This window comes from Brevibacillus reuszeri, assembly GCF_001187725.1.
Taxonomy (GTDB): domain Bacteria; phylum Bacillota; class Bacilli; order Brevibacillales; family Brevibacillaceae; genus Brevibacillus; species Brevibacillus reuszeri.
Genome location: NZ_LGIQ01000009.1, coordinates 618,066 through 637,694, shown reverse-complemented (window position 1 = coordinate 637,694; position 19,629 = coordinate 618,066). Strand labels below are relative to the sequence as shown.

The following is a 19,629-nucleotide window of genomic DNA, read 5'->3' as shown; positions in this document are numbered from 1 at the left end:
CGAACCAACGAATGGGAAGGAGCAGTAGCGGTGAAAGGAGCCTTATCCTGGCCGTTTATGCGGCTGTATTTGCTCACGTTATGCTATTTCAGTGGAAATTCAATTTTAAATGTCATCATCCCGTTGAAAGGGGAAGCATGGGGAGCTTCCAATACGACGATTGGCGTCATTATGGGGGCGTATCTGCTTACAACCATGCTTTTCCGCCCATGGGCTGGCGGGTTGATTCAACGACACGGCCCCATTAAGGTGCTGCGCGTTATACTGGTTGTCAACGGAGCTGCGCTCGTGATGTATGCATTTACGGGTCTTGGTGGATATTTAGTCGCGCGCGTACTGCAGGGGGTATGCACAGCCTTTTTCTCTATGGCGCTGCAGCTTGGCATCATTGACGCACTTCCCGAAAAGGATCGTTCGCAGGGTATCTCCATGTATTCGTTATGCTCGTACATGCCAGGCATGATTGGACCTTTGCTGGCGATAGGCATATGGCAAACGGGTGACATGAACATGTTTGCAGGAATCATGCTCGTCATCGCTGTGCTTACAGGAGGAGTGGGCTTTACAGCGAAAATGGACAATCAGTCTACCGCATCCACAGGAGAATCTGAACCACGTAACCAAAGTGCTGCGATGTGGCAATCCTTCGGTCAATTGGTACAAAATCCTCATTTGTTCAAAAGTAGTGTACTGATGCTGAGCGCGTCGCTAATATTTGGCGCCGTAACTGCCTTTGTTCCGTTGTACGCTGCGCAGATTGAAAGTGGGAGCACTGCTGTTTACTTGATGCTACAGGCGGCAGTTGTCGTTGCGGCACGCTTTGTGCTCAGGAAAAAAATTCCGTCAGATGGCAAGTGGCATTCATTTTTTATGATGGGTACGATGTCGCTGCTTGCTGCGGCTTCACTGTGCGTTAGCCTCGCTACAAATGTCGGAGCCATTTTGTTCTATGCTGGTGCGCTCTTAATGGGCGTCGCACAGGCGCTTCTATATCCAACACTGACGACCTATTTAAGCTTTGTATTGCCAAAAGAAAACCGCAATGTGCTGCTCGGACTGTTTATCGCGATGGCCGATCTTGGTGTCTCGCTGGGAGGTATTGTGATGGGACCAGTGGCGGATTTGACCTCGTATTCCATGATGTACATGCTTTGCGCAGTCCTTGGTACAGCAATGATGCTCGTTGCCTACAACCAGCGCTCGCTATTAGCGGAGACGACTGCAGAAGAGAACAAAGCTATCTAAACGTTTCGAAAAAAGAAGGAGCTTTAAACACTATTGCCTAAAATAGGCAATTTTTTTATAATACATACGTATCACGTAGAGCGTCAATTGCCTTTTGCATATTGTCTATCATTCGCGATGAAATCATGACGAGGAGCGATTTGTGTGCAAATTCAAAAAGGATCGGACTTCCTATCCATCAACCTATACTCCCTACAAGGAAACAAAGCAAAGCCTAGCCTGAAAGCTGGTTATATTCCTGAGCTTGCACACCCTGATAAAGTAGAACTAAGCTCCATGACAACGTCAAGACAGCTCCCCGAGGATGCCATTAAGCATAATCCGGCACAGTTTTTCTTTAGTACAGATGTGAACGCGTCACTCGATCGAGTTCTGGATGGACAATCGCAAGAGTTCAAAGACGCCATCAATCATATTTTTGAATCCAATTTTTTTAATAACACCTCAGACTTTACGGACGAAGAAAGATCCGAATTAATTGAAATGGGAATGGCCAAAGCAAAGTTTTTGGCAGAAACATATTTAAAGGATAAGGATGCTTCACAATTTTTAGATACCATCCATCTTTTAGCTGGAGTATCGAAAACGAGAAAAGTAGACCCAGCTACAGGTGGGGTGAGCTATATAGAATTACCACAGAAACCACAAGGTGCCCCAGACGATTATATAAACCCTAGCAAATTGATGGAGCGATTTGATCCGGAAGCCTTTAAAAAGTATCAAGCAACGGAAACGAATGCAACAGAGCGTGCCAGTCTCCTCATCCAGTTTGTCAAAAAACAGCGGTTCCACCCAGAGTGGAGGACTACCTATCTCAAAGAACAGGACAGTCTCATGCAAAATCTAAAAAACACGCCCATTCCCAATCGATTCGAAGATGTTGACGCATCGAATCTGTCACAATTCGAAAGCCAGGTAAAGGAAAGAATGGCTGCAATACCGTTTGCGAATCAAGACCTTTTAAAAAGGAATTTGACTTCTTTCATCCATCTGCTGGGCAAAAATGATAGTGCTCACGCTTAGCCCTTCCTTTTGTCTGTTCCTCGTAGTTTAAAAACCGATGGGCATGACTTCATCTTAGGTCGTGACCAATGCATACCATGGAGGATTTCATGCATACAAAACAAAAGATTGTCGTTGTCGGTGCAGGCATTGTTGGTGCAGCGATGACCTATCAATTATCAAAGCATAATCAAAATGTCACTTTGATCGAGAGTCATTCAACAGCTGCGTGTGAAGTGACCGAAAAATCATTCGCCTGGATTAATCCGTCTGGGCGAGTTTTTTCTAAATCCCGTCCTTTATACGATGCAGTGCTCGCGGAATACCATGCACTAGAAAAAGAGCTACCTGGCCTGAACATCAATTGGCATGGGGCACTTACTTGGGGAATTGCTGCAAATAGTGAGGATAGTCAGATCCAGAGATTGAATCAGCAGCAAATGTTCGAATTGGAACCAAACTTGGTCGAATACCCCGAGGAAGCTAATTTTGCCGATAAGGAAGGCGCCTTAGATCCGGTACTCGCAACAAACCTTCTTATAAAAAAAGCTCAAGAAAACGGAGCAACAGTTCTCTTTGATACAAAAGTGATCCAAATACAAAAAGAGGATTCTGTCGTAGTTGGCGTACATACGTCCAATCAGTTTATTGAAGCGGATGTGATTGTCCTTGCTGCCGGTACCGCAGTACCCGGACTTTGCCTGCCACTTGGCATCGATGTACCCGTCGCTCCTTCACCTTCTATTCTGATTCGGATGAATGCGAAGGAAAAAATCATTCATTCGCTCATTTCTAACGAGAAATTTGAAGCGAGACAACCCAACAGCAAAACATTACTTGCGGCGGAGGATTATATCGATGAGTCAGGAGAAAATGGGCCAGAGGCAGTTGGAAAACGAGCCTTTGAAACGCTGCGCTACAGTTTGCGTGGCGGGGAGAATTTGACACTGGAAAGTATCAGTGTTGGATTGAGACCGATGCCGGAAGACGGGTATCCTATTGTTGGATTTCATGATCGGGTACAGGGGCTCTATCTAGCCGTGATGCATCCAGCAATTACACTAGCACCTCTGGTAAGTCGTTTAGCAGCAAAGGAAATTATCGGAAATATGCAAGTGGACGAACTAAGCAGTTGGCGATTATCCAGGTTTTCCGTTTCATAATTGCGATACCGAATGACTGTTTTCGGTTAAGAACTGGGTAAACCTTTAGGGTTTGCCTTTTTTGCGTTTGAAGCTAAGAAGCTGGAATTCATTTCGTTTTGATCGTGATCCACCACAAGGATGCACGTTTCATCCGCGAGGTGTGTAATGTATGGACATCTGTAAATCGGTTCGGCCCATGCCTACTGAGGTAGAACCCGGTCATGTTGTAGCGTGTCACTTATACGCTTGATGAGAAACAACCGTAGTAAAGGGTTTGCCTAGCTGTTAATAGCCTAGGTAGGTCCTTTTCTCTTTCAGTCAGAAATCGCTTTCAAATTTTAGGTTGATGCGGAGTTAAAAATTCGTTATGATATATTTTAAGGAGTATTTAATTCTACATATTGAGCGGAGATGTTTATGATAACGAAGACCTTTCAACAAATGATCAAGGAGAAATACCAAGATCTTTCACCTGGACAAAAAAAAGTTGCAGAATTTTTAGTAACTTCACTGGAACAGAGCGCACTTTCTACCATTTCTCAGATTGCGCGTGAAGTTGGAGTCAGCGAAACAACCGTCATTCGATTGTCTTATGCACTTGGTTTAAACAGCTTTTCTGAAATGCAAAAAATGATCAGAGAAGAGATGCTTAGCCAGAAACAACACGCTTCTCATGTGATTTTGCCTTCTGAGGAGGAAGAAGGAAAGGTTACGAACATATTTGCTCATTCTATCCAACATGAAAAGAAAATATTAGATTGTTTGGTTAACCAGGTGAGAGAAGAAGATATTTGGAAGACAGTAGAGCTATTGATGAAAGCTGACCGAATCATTGTTGGTGGCTTTCGGGAATCATACACAGCTGCTTACTGGCTTTACTACAAATTGAATCAGCTTCGTGATCATGTCTTCGTTTCATCACCGACTGGTTATCATCCGGAAACATTGGCTAATTTTACAGAAAAATCAGTTGTGTTATTAATTTCCTTGCCTCGCTACTCGAAGGAAGCTCTCGTTTTGGCAGAACAAGCAAGAGAACAAAAGGCTACCTTAATTGCCATGACTGACCGACCTTTATCGCCAATCGGGCAGCTTGCAACGATTACATTGACTACCGGAGAGAATCCAGAGATTTTTACGGACCACATCTTGGCACTGCTTAGTCTGTCAGAATTCATAGTCATGGGAATACATCAAAGAGATGAGAAAAATGCTCGCGAACGACGGAAAAAACTTGAACAAATCTACAACCAAGCAGGGTTATTTATCGAGTGAAATGGAGAGAGGGAACATGATGAAGATGAAGCGTGTGATTGTCAGACGATTGAAAATGGAATTAGTTCATCCCTTTACGACAAGTCTGGGAACAGAAAGAGATCGGGAATTTCTCCTCATCGAAATTCAGAATCAGGACGGACTATCTGGATGGGCGGAATCGGTTGCAAGTGCGGACCCTTTTTATAAAGAAGAAACGGTAAAAACGAATATGCACATCATGGAGGATTTCCTCATCCCGATCATTTTGAAGGAGCAAATCAATCACCCAGACGATGTATCACAGTTCTTTTCGCATATTCGTGGAAATTATATGGCGAAATCGGCCTTGGAAAGTGCCGTCTGGGATTTATACGCGAGAGAAAAGAATATATCCTTGGCAACTGCTTTAGGAGGAGTCAAAAAGCAGATCGAAGTAGGGGTTAGCATCGGAATCCAGGATTCTACAGATGAGACGTTGCGTAAAATTGAACGCAGTCTGTCTGAAGGGTACAAACGGATCAAAATAAAAATCAGACCGGGCTGGGACGTTGACGTAACGCGTAGTGTACGCAAAGAATTCCCAACGATTCCACTGAAGGTGGATGCAAACTCTGCGTACAGCTTGGAGGATATTGATCACTTAGCACAATTGGACGAGTTTCAATTAATGATGATCGAACAGCCTTTGGCTCACGACGATTTGATTGATCACGCTGAATTGCAAGCTCGAATGCAAACCCCTATATGTTTGGATGAAAGCATTCACTCTGCGGAGGATGTGCGGAAAGCCCTTAAATTAGGGAGTACAAAAGTAATCAACATCAAAATTGGACGAGTTGGTGGCCTGACAGAAGCCAAAAAGATCCATGATCTATGCCAACTGCACAACATACCTGTTTGGTGTGGAGGAATGCTCGAATCTGGAATAGGCAGGGCTCATAATATTGCAATGACCTCTCTCCCTAACTTTACATTACCTGGAGATACGGCTGCTTCCTCTAACTATTGGCATGCCGATATTATTAACCCAGAGGTTACAGTAGACAACGGGATCATAACCGTGCCAGATGGGGTAGGAATCGGCTACGAACCTGATCGGAACAAAATAAAAGCCCTTACGCTGGAAGAAAAAGTTTATGGATAAGTAGTATTCCTGTCTATCTTGCTTAATCCATGCCAGGGAACGCATAGTCACGTATAGTCATTAGCAAGCTGCATCCATTTTTGTATGAAACCTGATCCCGAGAGGAGTTATGAAAAATGGAACGACAAAGCAATTCGCTAGAACAGCAATTCATTCAGCTTGAAGAGCTATTTACGACTTTAGCAGATAAAAAGAAATTCAATGGAAACATCATGGTGCTCGATAAAGGCGTTCCCTTATACAAGGGGGCGTTCGGTTACGCACAGCTGGCGTCCTCTACGATGTTGAATACCGATTCAGTTTTTGAGCTTGCGTCTGTTTCCAAAGCATTTACCGCGATGGGCATCATGATATTGCAAGAACAGGGAAAAATCAGCTACGAGGACACAATCGAAACATTCCTTCCTGATTTTCCGTATGCAGATATTTCTGTACATCATCTGCTGACACATACGTCTGGTTTGCCGGATTACATGGCGTTATTTGAGCAACACTGGGACAGGTCTAAAATTGCCGCAAACCAGGATGTTCTTGAGCAGCTGAAGCTCCATAAGCCAGACATCCATTTTCGCCCAAATGAAAAATATGAATATAGCAATACCGGATATGTATTACTCGCCTTAATCATCGAGCAAGTGTCGGGAACTAGCTTTGCTGATTTTATGGAACAACGAATCTTTTATCCACTGGAAATGGAGAAGACTCGCGTTTACAACCGGAGATATACTCAGAAGTCCATTGACAATTACGCTTATGGATACGTTTCTGCCCATCATTTGGGAAAATACTGTTTGCCAGACGAATTAGCAGATCACGATTTTGTGATTTATCTGGATGGAATTCAGGGAGATGGAGTCGTTAATTCAACACTCGAAGACTTGAGAAAATGGGATAGGGCCTTATATACAGAGAAGCTGGTAAGCAAAGATACCCTAGAAAAAGCCTTTTCACCAGTTCTCTTGGCAGACCATCAACCTTCTGATTATGGGTATGGCTGGCGGATTCGCAATGATTCCGGGGTAGGAAAGGTTGTTTGCCACGGAGGGGGATGGCCAGGATATCAAACCTGGTTAGGCCGTTATCTTGATCATGACAAAACATTCATTTATCTTTCCAATATGGAACAGGACGGAGAAAGGACACAAGCGATTATAGAGGCTGTGGAGAATATCCTTTTTGATCGGCCCTATCGGATTCCGGAATAATCAAAGAAAACATCGCTTTCCACTTAGCCGGGTAATACCGGCTTATTTTCTTTAGGAAAATGTTTGGATTTAGCCTGGTTATGCCGATGCTATCTCACTTTCTGTACCATATAATGCCACGTCCGTTCATGAAAGAGAAAGTGACGTGTATACAACCACGTCCGCAATATAGCATTCTCCTGGCTTTGGTTTATGCTCTAAAAAATACATTGCGAGTAGCATTTTAAAGAGGTTCCGTTTGCCAAATATGCGAAAGCTCTCCCACGAATGGTGCTTTGGCTGCTGCTTCATGTAGGAGCCGTTATCCCATTTAACCGACATCGATCCCTTTCAGAATTTGGAGTCGGTTCAATCAAGGCTTGGAGCTCATAATGCAGCTCGTTTTGACTAAAGAGAGATAAATACGATCTCTCAATGAGGATCACGGGTCCTTGGAGAACGTAAGACTGTGTGGCGGCATAGGCGTAAAACTGTTCAATGGCTTGTGCGAGCTCAGCATCATCCTGTACTAATTTCTGGGTAGTGAGATAGTTGCCGCTGGGTATGGAATAATCGCCAGGGGCTTGTGTTTCCGTGTATAAAGTAATCGTGCTCGTTTCATTTTCGATAAAGTAAATATCTGATTCGAACAAGTTTGGAATGTATTTTGCCCGATCAGCCAACAATTTGGCATGAAGCTGCGTTTGTGCATCCATTTCAAGCCAAGGTGCCAAATAGCTCTCAGCTCGCCATTTGACTTGGTAGTGATAGGGGTGAACGGTAAAGTTTTGTTGTTCATACAATATCTTATTTATGAATTGCTGAAGCTCTTGAAGGCGAAGCAACTCATCATTGATTTCTACCAAGGAACGTTTGAGCAGCTGTTCGTATTGATCCGCAGAAAAAGATGTCATGCATTCTTTAATAGATTGGACTGACACTCCCAATCTGCGAAGCAACAGAATATGTGCGAGCTGGTAAACTTGATCCATGCTGTACATGCGATACTGATTGTTGTCGACGTAAGCAGGAAGAAGGACTCCTTTCTCCTCAAAATAACGAATTTGGTGAACAGACACGTTCATAAGCTTAGCTAATTCACTGATTGTAATTTCACTCTTCATAAAGGCTACTCCTATGGATTGGATGTTGTGAACTACCCCAAGATTAAACCCTAGGTCTGTCCTAAGGTCAAGCGGAGCGTTTAGAGGAACAAGGGGAGTGAAGATTTTGTTCTTTCCCTTTCTATGGTTTATGATGTAACATGTTTGAAAACTGCTTTGTGCGTAAACGAGGTAGTGCTTTTTTACACTTGCAGATCTTCAAGAATGAAGGTGATTATTATATATACGATCGGTGAATTTGCGAAAATTAGTAAGGTATCTCCTAGAATGCTAAGGCATTATGACAAGATTGAATTGCTAAAGCCTAGTTTTATCGAACAAAACGGGTACAGATATTATAGCGACGTGGAAATAAATAAAATTTCGATGATAAAGCAATTCAGAAGATATGGTTTTTCGTTAGAAGAGATCAAGTCCGTATTATGTAAAAATGATGTGGAATATACAAAACAGACACTGCAACTTAAGATCGATCACCTGCAACAGTCAACAACAGAACATCATTATTTAATACGGGAGCTGGAAAATCAACTTAGAGCAACGTTGGGAGAAGATACAATCTTTCAATCGAAACCAAACTTCGATATCGTAATCGGGCATCGCAGCGAATTCTTGGCATTATGTCAAAGAAAACGAACGAATGAAGCAGCAATGGATCAAATGATCCTAGAGCTCTATGAAGTGCTTGAGACAAGCGATTTAGTAATGACTGGAACACGTATGACAATCTTTCATGTAACCAATTACATGTATGATCCTGAGGATGCAGATATCGAAGTATGTATTCCGGTCAACGCTGAATATAACAAGGGAGCGTTTTATACCAGAATCATCGAAGGTGGATTGTATATGAGCACGATTTATATCGGTAGTTATGACGATATTAATCATCCTTACCAAGCGCTCATTGCATGGTCAAAACAGAATAACTATTCAATCATAGGACCATCCGTAGAACGATACTATCGAGATTGCGGAGAAACGAATAATCAATCTGAATACGTCACAGAAATATGCATTCCGATTGCAAGTCACACGATTATTGGTCAATGAAGTGAAACCGTTTTGATCATCCCAATCAAATAGCCGTGGATTTATGATCCACCATATTTTTTAGACAAATCAAAGACATAATAAATCTGCAATATCCTTTGTGAGTTTCTGAACTCGTTGAGTAGGAGGAGAGATATTGACGTTAACACAATGTCAGGGTATAGAATGTGTTTTACATTCGGAGCAGGACAATTTTGTAAGAAGAGAGCCTGCTTCGTTGTAAAAACTATCTCAGCCTACTAGGAAGTGAACAGAATGAGGAACCAACCAAGTCGAGTAACAAGTATGCCCGTATTTTCACAAACGATCACTGACTTTTGGCGAGCATCATTTTTGAATGGAGACGTCCTCTATAGCGATGAATCCTTAACTGTCACAATCAACCCTGATCTTGACGAAGAGAGTCGGGTCATGGTGCTGGAAACCTCAGACGGTCGGGTTATGGCAGTCCTTACGCCTGCACTGGCAGAGAAGGTAGGTCTTCATCTGCATCAAGAACTGTCTGAAGCAATCTTTCGTCGGAAATTGGATGAGGCCAATGTCACTTTGCACGGCGCAGACTATCTCTTTTATTTTTCGGAAGCGGATAAAATCGAATTGCTGCAAGAAACACTTGAAGGTGACTTGCGCCGGTTAACAGAGCAAGATAATGCCTGTTTTTCCGCGTTTCAGTCCTCCGCCTCGGAACAAGACTTGGATGACGCCCAAGTGGAATTGGATCATTGGGCGGTGTTCGGCTCTTATGAGCAAAATCGCTTGGTCTGCGCTGCGAGTATGTACCCCTGGGAGGACGACTTGCAAATTGCAGATCTAGGTGTGCTGACTCTGACCTCTTTTAGAGGAAAAGGGCATGCCCGCAAAGTGGTGCGCTCCATTTGTAAATACGCCTATGGTCAAGGATATGTACCCCAATACCGATGCCAACTCGATAACCATTCGTCTACGTTACTTGCAAAAGCGGCGGGTCTGACCCTGTTTGGAAAATGGGAAGTAATTTCTCCCGACTCCGCAAACTGACAGTCCCATATCCTGTTTCATTTAGAAGAAAAATAAACCGATCAGGAGGAAGCTGTTATGAAGAAAAAGCGGTCTAAGGTGTTATCTGCTGCCCTTGCGCTGACCCTGCTTGCACCAGCCGGAGCAATGGCGTCCAACGTCGCTCCTACAGTTGTTTCAAGCCAAGGATTGGGGAAAACCGCAGCCGAGAAGGCTGAGCTCCTACTCGAATCTACGGAAACGTTTAGTGTTCAATATGCGCTGATTGACAACGGTAAAATCATGATTTCTGGACAGACTGGCAAGAACGATAAGCCACTGACCAAAGATACGATCTACGGTATCGGTTCGGTCAGCAAAGTATTTGGAGCTGCGGCTGTCATGAAATTGGTCGACGAAGGGAAAATCGATCTGGATACGCCCCTCGTCCAATACATAACCGATTTCAGGATGAAGGACGAACGATATAAGCGCATCACACCGCGCATGCTGTTGAACCACTCGTCTGGTCTGCGCGGTACAGGAGCTCCGAACGATTCTTTATTCGAGGATAATGATCCTTACGCCCATGATACGATTCTGCAGACGTTGTCCGAGCAGACCTTGAAGGCGGACCCAGGTGCATTCTCGGTATATTGCAATAGCGGCTTCACGCTTGCCGAGATTCTCGTTGAAAGAGTAAGCGGAATGAGCTTTACCACATTTATCCATCAAAATTTTACAGACCCATTGAAGATGAATCACACAAAGACACCTATAGATGAGTTGAAAGGTAACAAGATTGCCGCATTATATGCTCCAGATTACGATAAGCAGCTTCCGAATAGTTTTGTTAATGTGATCGCAGAAGGGGGAATCAATTCCACTGCAGAAGATATGGTAAAATTCTCGCAACTCTTTACAGGACAGGCAAATCACATCCTTTCTGACAATTCGGCACGGGCGATGGAACAGGAGGAATACAAAAAAGGCATTTGGCCGGAAGATTTGGATGATAGCAACAATTACGGTCTGGGTTGGGACAGTGTGAAGCTATACCCGTTCAATGATTATGGTATAAAGGGATTGGCCAAAGGTGGGGACCTGTCTGTGTATTCTGCGTCACTTGTTGTCCTTCCTGAGAAAAAGATGGCAGCTGCTGTGTTGTCATCGGGCGGGAGTAGTAGCACAAATCAACTGCTGGCAAACGAATTGCTTCTGCTAGCGCTCCAGGAAAAGGGCGAGATCAAGAGCATCAAGCCGGACAAATCATTCGGTAAGCACGTAAAGGCAAAAATACCACAAAATGTCTTGAAGAGCGCAGGCTATTACGCCACCAGTGATACACAATTCCAAGTAGAGATCAGCAAAGACGGAGAGCTGTCCCTTCCAGACGATCCAGAAACGAGGTACATCTATACTACGGATGGAAGCTTTGTAAATGAGGACGGAACGACTAAGGTCAGCTTCGTCACTGAAAAAAATGGACGCACGTATTTGTGGAAGAGAACCTACGATGGATTACCGGGATTGGGACAGGGAGCAACGTCAGAGTATGCGGCAGAGAAGCTGGAAGACAACAAGCTATCGAAGGAGACTGCCGCAGCTTGGGCAAAAAGGGAAGGAACGAAGTTTTATCTCGTAAACGAGAAATTCAGCTCTGAAATGTATTTCTTTGAGCAACCGGTCATGGAAATTAGCCTCACTGACGGTCTGCAAGGATATTGGCAGGACAAAAAGATTACAGGCCCGAATACGGCGACAAGTCAGATCCAGATTCCAGGAATTGCAGGCCGTGATACGACTGAAGTCCAGTTCTACACCGAAAACGGCATCGAGTATGTAAAGATAAACGCGTCCCTATTAGTGAGCGAGGCAAATGTAAAACCGATTTACGCAGGAAATCAGTCCAAGATCACAGTACCAGCGAACGGGAATGCCCAATGGTATACTATCCCGGCAAAGGCAGCAGGCAAAACGATGACGGTCAATTTACCAAAGAAGAGTGCTTTCGCGGTATACGATGAAGATGGAGGATATCCACTTATTCATTCCATTGTCAATGGCAACAATAACGTAACTCTTCCGAAAAGTGGAACGATCGTATTTGTTGGCTCACCAGGCTCGGAATTTACGATATCGATGAAGTAGGCTGTACCCAAAAGTTTGGTTCACTGCGACTTAGAGAATCTCGGTTAGGCATCATCTGCTGTTGATCAAACAGAAATGAAGTACCCTCCAAAAATTGAACCCGCGACAGACATGGACGAGTAAATAAAGTCCTAGACTGTGGCGGGTTTTTGAACGAACACACTCTCTCCTATGAAGCAATCGTTAGAAGCGTTGGGCAATCTCTCGCGCTTGTTGAATTGCTTTGTCTTTTATCACAGGCTCTTGGTCAGGTTTCACTGCCATTCCCTCCACAAATATCCCAGAAAAGCTAGTTACTCCAATGAATTCCATAATAGATTTCAGATGGCGGTGCCCCATTTCTAAGTCATCATCATCTGAACCTGGTGACAAGAAGCTTCCACTTGCTTGAATATGAACAGCTTTTTTATCACTCATCAAGCCAACTCGACCGACATCGGGTAAATATTTGAAAGTCTTACCCGCTATGCAGATGGAGTCGATGTATGACTTCATAACGGGTGGGTATGAATAATTCCAGATCGGAGTAACAAATACATATTTATCTGCGTCGACAAATTGGTCAACCAGCTCGTTCATACGGCTCAGTTTCATTCTTTCTGCTTCGGTCAATTGTGCAAATGCCCTACCAGCTTTTAGTTTGTCCCATCCGCTAAAAATGTCTTTATCAAGCTGTGGAATATCCATTTGATACAAATCAAGATGGATCACTTCGTCATTTGGATTGGCAGATCGATAAGTCTGTACGAATTCTTTCCCTACTAACATGCTGTATGATTTCTCGTGATCTTGTGGATTTGCCGTAATATATAATACCGTTGCCATAATGATAATCCCTACTTTCGGTTATTTGAATAATTCTCCAAGAGCTTGTAAGGTGTAAGTCGCATCGGGTACGATTATATTAGGGCTATTCATTTTTGATTGCATGTGAAGCACTCCTATTATTTGGATTAGAACCAATCTTGGCTCCTTACTATGCTGACGGATTGCACACATGGGTTTGTGACAAGAATTTTTTTGTGAAACGAAAACCAACGGATAACTGGCGTTTTGTCACATTGCTCAGATTTCATCCGTCAGTCTTATAGAGGGTTTTTTTATTTTGGAGCGAGGGAGTTTGAATGATGAGTGATCAGATCTGGTTGGCGAATAGATTCGAAGCACACAGGAAGCACCTTCAGGCAGTAGCTTATCGTATGCTTGGATCATTGAACGAGGCAGAGGATGCGGTGCAGGAGTCCTGGTTACGTCTTAGTCGTGCGGAAGCGAGTGGCATTGAGAACATGGGGGGATGGTTGACCACCGTTGTCTCACGGATTTGTCTCGATATGTTGCGCTCGCGAAAATCTAGGCGAGAAGAATCGATAGAAGCTCAGGCTTCAGATGCTATTACAAGCCAAGAGAACATCATTGACCCTGAACAAGAAGCTGTATTGGCTGATTCTGTTGGTATTGCACTGCTTGTCGTGCTCGGTAATTTGAATCCTGCGGAGCGCATCACGTTCGTGCTGCACGATGTTTTCGCTTTGCCTTTCAATGAGATTGCTCCTATAGTAGGTAAGTCGGAAGTCGCGACAAGACAGCTTGCAAGCAGGGCACGCCAACGAGTTCGCGGGGCTAAAGCCGTAGGCGAAGTCGAGCTTGATCACCAGCGCGACGTAGTCCAAGCATTTCTCGCTGCAGCACATGCAGGTGATTTCGATACGCTAGTAGCCGCGCTCGATCCAGACGTTATTCTGCGTGACGATCGTCAAACAGGATCTGCAAGAGTAACGCGAGGAGCGGTTGCACTGGCGCAACAAGTTTCAGGACGTGCACAGAAAGCCGCACAACTAGCCCTCGTGAACGGAACAGTAGGAATCATAGTCGCTCCTCAAGGAAAAATGCTTTATGTACTCAAATTTACGATGAATCAGGGAAAGATCACCGAAGTAGACTTGATCTCCGAGTATGAGCGCATAAGCCAGCTTGATCTTGCTCTATTGAACGATTGAAAATAATGAGGTAGTATTCAATTCAAGGTCAACATCAAGGAAGTGATGTTCACAATGATTTTAAATGTAACCACAGTCCATGATTTATTTGATCAATTTACGATAATGGTAGAGGGACCTGTCGAGCAAAGCAGCTGGGAGCAGAGGCTTACCATTCCTTCACATATAGGGAAGGGAAGCGTGACAAGGACACGAATTCGCCCAGGTATGGAAATCATGCTAACGGATATTACATTCGAACAAGATATGAAGCTTCAAATCCAGGAAGCTTGTCAGTTGTTTGAATTGAGTTATTGTGTTAGCGGTGAAATACATTGCGAATGGAATGGGAAGAGCAGCCATACGAGCTCACAAACTGGCAATGTGACTTTTCTGGAAGATGTAAAAGTCTATGAAGAGAAAAAGGCGGGCATCCGTAATCAGTTGCTGGAAATAAGGCTCACCCCGAACGAGTTGTTGTACTATGCAGGAGATTTGACGGAAAAACAGCAAATGGAAACGTGGCTTAGGCATTATCGGGGAAATATCGATCGTTACACAGAAACACCAGCTATTCAAAGATGTGTTTCCGAAATGATCCAATGTGCACATCGGGGCACGATGAAACGGCTCTATATGGAAAGTAAAGCACTAGAGTTTATCGCCTTGTTTGGCGAGTCCGATGGTTACGATTCTGGTGGGGGCAATATGTACCTTCGCCGAGAAGATATTAGCAAATTGCAGCAAACCCACGAGCTGGTACAAAATCATTTTGAACAACCATTTTCCATCCGCGAGTTAGCTAAGCGGGTTGGAATGAATGAATTCAAGCTAAAAAAGGGATTCCGCGAATTGTATGGTATGACGATCTTTGAGCTCGTTCGCCAAAAACGGATGGAGAAAGCCCTTTGGTATATGGAAGTAGCGCATTTGAACGTTGCTGAAACTGCTGCGTCGGTCGGCTATAGCAACGCTAGTAATTTCACGACGGCTTTTCGCAAGCACTATGGCTGCAATCCTAGTGAATATGTAAAACGTATCAACCAACTGGAATTGGAGCGAAACAGACAGCTGAATGGATTAAACTAACCAAAAGCTTCAAGCAGGCAGGACATATGGTTCGAAAACGAGCTATATATCCGCTTGCTTGAAGTTTTTTTGCTCCCTTAATCACATGCAAAGCTCCCTGAACAGGTAGAGAAACAAGGGAAGGTGGATGATAATCAGGTTTGTCAGTTCCATTCATTTCGGACGAGATAGAACAGTTTACAGGCGAATGGAGCGTTTAAGGAGGAAATGCAAATGCCCAATCATCCATCGACCACAGTACTCGCATACGAAAAACCGGAGCAGCAGGTTGATCCTCGTCGTTGGTACGCACTGGCGGTTATCCTGCTCCCAATCTTGCTCAATTCATTAAACACCTATATGATTCAGGTCGCACTCCCACTGATACAGGACAGTCTTCTAGCCAGTTTTTCCGATGCCCAACTCATTGTCACCGGCTTTTCCCTCAGTCTAGCCGTAGCACTCATCATTAGCGGGAAACTAGGCGATATGTTCGGTAAAAAAAGGCTACTGTATATCGGGGTAAGCGGATTTACGCTTATGGCATTGCTAGGTGGGTTGACTTCAAATCCAACTCTTCTGATTGTCATTCGGATTGTGCAGGGGCTCGCCGCGGCACTCATCCAACCGCAGGTATTGTCCTTGCTGCAGGTTAACTTTCTACCTCGGGAAAAAGGGCTCGTTTTCAGTATTTACGGCGCGATACTTGGATTCGGGTTTGCTTTTGGTCTCATCCTGGGAGGTATTCTTGTCAATTGGAACCCGTTTGATCTCGGTTGGCGAACCGTATTTTTTTTCAATGTTCCCTTCGGAATTCTTGTTCTTCTCTGCTTGCCAATTCTACCAGAGACACGTGGGAGGGGGATGCAAAGTGTTGATTGGAGCGGTATTTTCTTCCTCATTAGCGGGTTGTTTCTGCTTGTTTATCCGTTGTCCGAGGGGCAAAAACAGGGATGGCCGCTTTGGATATGGGGGTGTCTGATCCTATCGCTTCTGCTTCTGCTAGCATTTATTTCAGTCGAAATCCGAAAACAAAAACAGGGTGGAGCACCGCTAATTGATTTGTCTATATTTAAACAACATTTATTCAAGGTAGGAATGGCCTCGGTTGTTTTGATTTATCTCAGCATGTTCTCTTTCTTTTTCGTGTTAACATATTACTTGCAGTTCGGACTCCATTATGATGCACAAGCCACGAGTCTCATGTTTTTACCGTTGGGCTGTGGTTTTTTCCTAACTTCTCTGATGTCATCACGAATTGTACAAAAATGGGGGATGGTTGTCCTTAAAATAGGCGCTCTAGCAACGGGCATCTGTTGTTTTTTATTCATTGTGTTGCTGCAGGTCGATGCTGTACATCTGCTGCAAAGTCCGTATATTGTGCTTTTACTCGTATATGGCTTGGGACTAGGATTGGTCACGACGCCTCTCACCCGCGTCGTACTAGGGACAGTCCCCTTGAAGGACGCAGGGACAGGATCAGGCTTGTTCAATACATTCATGTATTTGTCGGGCGCGTTAGGTATTGCATTGATCAGTATCTTGTTCTCTGCTGTACTGCGACAGTCTTTGGCAAGCGCTGCCCTGTCTGATTATGTAAGAGCGTTTTCCACCTCGTTAGCTACTTGTGGAGGATTGGCTCTTGCTGCTTTTGTTTTCCTTTGTTTCCTGCCTGAGAGCAAGGATCAGCTGAATGAAAGACAGTGAGGTAATATCTCGAGTCTTGCGTACAAACAAAATAAGCGCAGATAAATCAACGGACCGATTTATCTACGCTTGTTTTTTATGTCATCCAAAGTCGTTTACAGGTTAATAAAATAGCTATAAAAATCTTTTATTGTTGTTGGTGAGTAGCTTGTTCAATTCCACTCCAATAAAGCTTCCAAATACTGTTTGCCTTCTCTTCAAATCCAATATTTCCGTAGTAAACCATGTGTGAAAAGAGGTAGCCGAGGACTTTGTTATGGGGTCCAAGACTATCACTTCCTTTTTTATGACACCCCCACTGAAATCCGAATGATGAAATTATCCGGATCCTCTTCTGTGAGATAATTGAGCATCTCCACTTCGTACACATCAGTACAGACCCTCAAGCCCTTGCTGTTCATGTACTGTTTCAGAGCTGAGTAGGTAGACGACATCGATTCATACGATCCAATATGATCCAGGACAGCGTACTTTCCTTTGGGTCTCGTAACCATTTTCTCTGTTTGAATAGGGGAGATGAGTTTATACGCAATGTAGTTTGGATAGTAATTTTCAGCGTCAAATCGTTCCTTGCTCAGGATTGACCACAGCGGAAACTCATGAAGAATGAGGTGCTTTTCTGAATAATCGCGATGTTCTCGTAGCTTAATAGCATATTCTTGCTCGTCCACACATTGTTCTACTCGTGTAGTAATGAAGTATTGCGCCTCACATTCCTCGACCATCGGAGTTTCCCTTAGGTCATGCATGGCTGTCTGGGTCATTTCGACAGCGCCCTTCAAAAAATATTGCATTTTTTGGATTCGGAGATGCTCCAGTTCCAATTCTCGCTGTTTCTGTTGAATCAAGTTAACAAACATGGTTGAATTCTGGTTCTGAAAAAAATCCTTAATCTCTTGCAAGGAGCTGCCTGCCTTTTTGAGTACATTGATGATATCGAGGGTGTAGCACTGCTTAAAAGAGTAAAAGCGATAGCCCTTTTCGTTAACAAAATCAGGCTTTAAAAGACCAATCTCATCATAGTGAAACAGGGTGTGCTTCGTAACGCCACAAGTTTTTGCCATCTCACTAGTAGTAAAATATTTTTGCTGGATTTTCGACATGGATTGCCACTCCCAAAGTTTTTCATTCCATACTTTTTTTATAAAGAAATTATATAATGAATGATTTATCCTTGACTATAGGGTTACCCGATAGTTTACATTCGTAAACGTACAAAATTTAGCAACAACGAGAAATTCTCTACGTTCTAGAATGAACATTCCGTATGTTTGCGTTTGGAGGAAAAAAGCATGACATTATTATTAAAAAATCGGGGATCCGTATTGATTCTGATGTTCAATATTTTCCTCGTTTTTACCGGGATTGGCTTGATCATACCCATCATGCCTAAGTTCATGACGGAATTGGGCATTAACGGGAGTACCGTCGGCTTGCTGGTTGCTGCCTTTTCGCTGACACAGCTTCTTTTTTCACCAATTGCCGGCCGTTTGGCTGATACATTCGGAAGAAAACGGATGATTGTCAGCGGTTTAATCGTATTTGCTTTGTCTGAATGGATTTTCGGAATTGCCAGCTCCTCGGAGCTTTTGTTTGTCTCCAGGCTGCTCGGAGGTATTAGTGCAGCTATGATTATGCCAGCTGTAATGGCTTGTGTGGCGGACGTCACGACGATGGAAGAACGCGCAGCTGGAATGGGGTATATAAACGCAGCGATCACAACTGGTTTTATTATTGGACCAGGTATTGGCGGATATATTGCTGAATTTGGGATTCGCGTCCCTTTCTATACCGCTGCAATTGCGGGGATTGTTGCAGCAATGGGTACATTGTATTTCTTGAAGGAGTCGCATCAGGCACAGAAAGCATCATCCCATTCTCCAACTACAGAAAAACAGGGAAACCGTTTTCTCGCTCAGCTTCGTAACGTCTATCGAGAGCCGTATTTTCTGAGCTTGATCATCGTGTTTGTGATGTCGTTTGGACTCGCCAACTTTGAAACAGTTTTTGGACTGTTTGTTGATCATAAATTTGGGTTCGGTCCGAAAGACATTGCCTTTATCATTACATTCGGCTCGATTGCCGGAGCGGTGGTACAAGCGACTTGCTTTAGCTGGATTTTGAACCGTTTTGGTGAGAAGCGTGTCATCTCAGTCTGTCTATTTTTTGCCGGTTTATTTATTCTCATGACACTTTTCGTACACAAATTCTGGGCCATTTTTGCGGTCACCTTTATTATCTTTTTAGCAATCGATATTTTGCGTCCGGCCATCGGTACACAAATGTCGATGATTGCTCGGGATCAACAAGGCTATGTTGCTGGTCTCAACTCAGCTTTTACGAGTCTCGGGAATATTGCCGGGCCAGTCGTAGCCGGAGTGATGTTCGATGTGAATATTAACTTCCCGTATGTACTCGCAGCTATTGTTTTGCTTCTCTGCTTCGGCTTATCGCTCAGAGGGAAAAAGAGTAAGCAGCTGGACGCAGGAGCAGCTTAATACGTGGCTGTGGCTTGAAGCTCTGGAAAAAGAATGACTTTTATTTACTCCCGATTCGTTTTTGTGTCGGGAGTTTTTCTTTTGTTCATGTCCCTTATAT

Annotated in this window: 16 protein-coding genes; 13 read left to right on the top strand and 3 right to left on the bottom strand. The window is 43.8% G+C overall.

Going from position 1 to position 19,629, the window contains the following annotated elements; genetic code table 11:
• Nucleotides 1–30: 30 nt before the first annotated feature.
• From cntE to ADS79_RS17405, 6 genes are all read left to right on the top strand, one after another.
• Complete coding sequence (gene cntE, locus ADS79_RS17430; RefSeq protein ID WP_049739681.1) at nucleotides 31–1,245, top strand: staphylopine family metallophore export MFS transporter CntE; 1,215 nt, start codon at nucleotides 31–33, stop codon at nucleotides 1,243–1,245.
• A gap of 144 nt (nucleotides 1,246–1,389) precedes the next feature.
• Entirely contained in the window at nucleotides 1,390–2,268 is an 879-nt protein-coding gene (locus ADS79_RS17425; RefSeq protein WP_049739680.1) for a hypothetical protein, read from the top strand.
• A gap of 89 nt (nucleotides 2,269–2,357) precedes the next feature.
• Nucleotides 2,358–3,410 carry an NAD(P)/FAD-dependent oxidoreductase gene (locus tag ADS79_RS17420; protein ID WP_049739679.1) on the top strand — a complete coding sequence of 351 codons (1,053 nt, stop codon included), beginning with the start codon at nucleotides 2,358–2,360 and terminating at the stop codon, nucleotides 3,408–3,410.
• A 423-nt stretch (nucleotides 3,411–3,833) separates the two neighbouring features.
• On the top strand, nucleotides 3,834–4,667 hold the full coding sequence (locus tag ADS79_RS17415) for a MurR/RpiR family transcriptional regulator (protein ID WP_236700018.1): 834 nt from the start codon (nucleotides 3,834–3,836) through the stop codon (nucleotides 4,665–4,667).
• Nucleotides 4,668–4,686: 19 nt separating this feature from the next.
• A complete protein-coding gene (gene menC, locus ADS79_RS17410; RefSeq protein ID WP_049741038.1) occupies nucleotides 4,687–5,793 on the top strand; it encodes an o-succinylbenzoate synthase in 1,107 nt (368 codons plus the stop codon).
• 116 nt (nucleotides 5,794–5,909) lie between these two features.
• Nucleotides 5,910–6,998, top strand: a complete 1,089-nt coding sequence (locus ADS79_RS17405) for a serine hydrolase domain-containing protein (RefSeq protein ID WP_049739677.1) — start codon at nucleotides 5,910–5,912, stop codon at nucleotides 6,996–6,998.
• Nucleotides 6,999–7,285: 287 nt separating this feature from the next.
• Here the strand turns inward: ADS79_RS17405 and ADS79_RS17400 are convergent, their stop codons facing one another.
• Nucleotides 7,286–8,101 carry a MerR family transcriptional regulator gene (locus ADS79_RS17400; RefSeq protein WP_049739676.1) on the bottom strand — a complete coding sequence of 272 codons (816 nt, stop codon included), beginning with the start codon at nucleotides 8,099–8,101 and terminating at the stop codon, nucleotides 7,286–7,288.
• Nucleotides 8,102–8,305: 204 nt separating this feature from the next.
• Between ADS79_RS17400 and ADS79_RS17395 the strand changes: the two genes are divergently transcribed.
• From ADS79_RS17395 to ADS79_RS17385, 3 genes are all read left to right on the top strand, one after another.
• Nucleotides 8,306–9,154, top strand: coding sequence for a MerR family transcriptional regulator (locus tag ADS79_RS17395; RefSeq protein ID WP_049739675.1), 849 nt, complete (start codon nucleotides 8,306–8,308; stop codon nucleotides 9,152–9,154).
• A 255-nt stretch (nucleotides 9,155–9,409) separates the two neighbouring features.
• Nucleotides 9,410–10,171 carry a GNAT family N-acetyltransferase gene (locus ADS79_RS17390; protein WP_201783413.1) on the top strand — a complete coding sequence of 254 codons (762 nt, stop codon included), beginning with the start codon at nucleotides 9,410–9,412 and terminating at the stop codon, nucleotides 10,169–10,171.
• A gap of 57 nt (nucleotides 10,172–10,228) precedes the next feature.
• Nucleotides 10,229–12,280: a serine hydrolase domain-containing protein gene (locus ADS79_RS17385; protein WP_049739673.1), complete on the top strand. Its 2,052-nt coding sequence runs from the start codon at nucleotides 10,229–10,231 to the stop codon at nucleotides 12,278–12,280.
• A gap of 183 nt (nucleotides 12,281–12,463) precedes the next feature.
• Here ADS79_RS17385 and ADS79_RS17380 read toward each other — a convergent pair whose 3' ends face one another.
• Nucleotides 12,464–13,105 carry an NAD(P)H-dependent oxidoreductase gene (locus ADS79_RS17380; RefSeq protein WP_049739672.1) on the bottom strand — a complete coding sequence of 214 codons (642 nt, stop codon included), beginning with the start codon at nucleotides 13,103–13,105 and terminating at the stop codon, nucleotides 12,464–12,466.
• Nucleotides 13,106–13,407: 302 nt separating this feature from the next.
• Here ADS79_RS17380 and ADS79_RS17375 point away from each other — a divergent pair, with 302 nt between their 5' ends.
• The 3 genes from ADS79_RS17375 (at nucleotide 13,408) to ADS79_RS17365 (ending at nucleotide 17,031) form a co-directional block, all read left to right on the top strand.
• Nucleotides 13,408–14,277 carry a sigma-70 family RNA polymerase sigma factor gene (locus tag ADS79_RS17375; protein ID WP_049739671.1) on the top strand — a complete coding sequence of 290 codons (870 nt, stop codon included), beginning with the start codon at nucleotides 13,408–13,410 and terminating at the stop codon, nucleotides 14,275–14,277.
• A 54-nt stretch (nucleotides 14,278–14,331) separates the two neighbouring features.
• Nucleotides 14,332–15,345: an AraC family transcriptional regulator gene (locus ADS79_RS17370; RefSeq protein ID WP_236700017.1), complete on the top strand. Its 1,014-nt coding sequence runs from the start codon at nucleotides 14,332–14,334 to the stop codon at nucleotides 15,343–15,345.
• A gap of 213 nt (nucleotides 15,346–15,558) precedes the next feature.
• The gene (locus ADS79_RS17365) at nucleotides 15,559–17,031 is read left to right on the top strand and encodes an MFS transporter (RefSeq protein ID WP_049739669.1); all 1,473 of its coding nucleotides are present in this window, start codon (nucleotides 15,559–15,561) and stop codon (nucleotides 17,029–17,031) included.
• Nucleotides 17,032–17,315: 284 nt separating this feature from the next.
• Here the strand turns inward: ADS79_RS17365 and ADS79_RS17360 are convergent, their stop codons facing one another.
• Nucleotides 17,316–18,134, bottom strand: coding sequence for a MerR family transcriptional regulator (locus ADS79_RS17360; RefSeq protein WP_049739668.1), 819 nt, complete (start codon nucleotides 18,132–18,134; stop codon nucleotides 17,316–17,318).
• A gap of 189 nt (nucleotides 18,135–18,323) precedes the next feature.
• Here ADS79_RS17360 and ADS79_RS17355 point away from each other — a divergent pair, with 189 nt between their 5' ends.
• Nucleotides 18,324–19,529, top strand: a complete 1,206-nt coding sequence (locus ADS79_RS17355; protein ID WP_049739667.1) for an MFS transporter — start codon at nucleotides 18,324–18,326, stop codon at nucleotides 19,527–19,529.
• Nucleotides 19,530–19,629: the final 100 nt, after the last annotated feature.

What these genes read in the sequence shown, in the direction of transcription:
- ADS79_RS17420 (WP_049739679.1), top strand. Translation starts at nt 2,358, where the DNA reads ATGCATACAAAACAAAAGATTGTCGTTGTCGGTGCAGGCATTGTTGGT.
- ADS79_RS17415 (WP_236700018.1), top strand. Translation starts at nt 3,834, where the DNA reads ATGATCAAGGAGAAATACCAAGATCTTTCACCTGGACAAAAAAAAGTT.
- menC (WP_049741038.1), top strand. Translation starts at nt 4,687, where the DNA reads ATGAAGATGAAGCGTGTGATTGTCAGACGATTGAAAATGGAATTAGTT.
- ADS79_RS17405 (WP_049739677.1), top strand. Translation starts at nt 5,910, where the DNA reads ATGGAACGACAAAGCAATTCGCTAGAACAGCAATTCATTCAGCTTGAA.
- ADS79_RS17400 (WP_049739676.1), bottom strand. Translation starts at nt 8,101, where the DNA reads ATGAAGAGTGAAATTACAATCAGTGAATTAGCTAAGCTTATGAACGTG.
- ADS79_RS17395 (WP_049739675.1), top strand. Translation starts at nt 8,306, where the DNA reads ATGAAGGTGATTATTATATATACGATCGGTGAATTTGCGAAAATTAGT.
- ADS79_RS17390 (WP_201783413.1), top strand. Translation starts at nt 9,410, where the DNA reads ATGAGGAACCAACCAAGTCGAGTAACAAGTATGCCCGTATTTTCACAA.
- ADS79_RS17385 (WP_049739673.1), top strand. Translation starts at nt 10,229, where the DNA reads ATGAAGAAAAAGCGGTCTAAGGTGTTATCTGCTGCCCTTGCGCTGACC.
- ADS79_RS17380 (WP_049739672.1), bottom strand. Translation starts at nt 13,105, where the DNA reads ATGGCAACGGTATTATATATTACGGCAAATCCACAAGATCACGAGAAA.
- ADS79_RS17375 (WP_049739671.1), top strand. Translation starts at nt 13,408, where the DNA reads ATGAGTGATCAGATCTGGTTGGCGAATAGATTCGAAGCACACAGGAAG.
- ADS79_RS17370 (WP_236700017.1), top strand. Translation starts at nt 14,332, where the DNA reads ATGATTTTAAATGTAACCACAGTCCATGATTTATTTGATCAATTTACG.
- ADS79_RS17365 (WP_049739669.1), top strand. Translation starts at nt 15,559, where the DNA reads ATGCCCAATCATCCATCGACCACAGTACTCGCATACGAAAAACCGGAG.
- ADS79_RS17360 (WP_049739668.1), bottom strand. Translation starts at nt 18,134, where the DNA reads ATGTCGAAAATCCAGCAAAAATATTTTACTACTAGTGAGATGGCAAAA.
- ADS79_RS17355 (WP_049739667.1), top strand. Translation starts at nt 18,324, where the DNA reads ATGACATTATTATTAAAAAATCGGGGATCCGTATTGATTCTGATGTTC.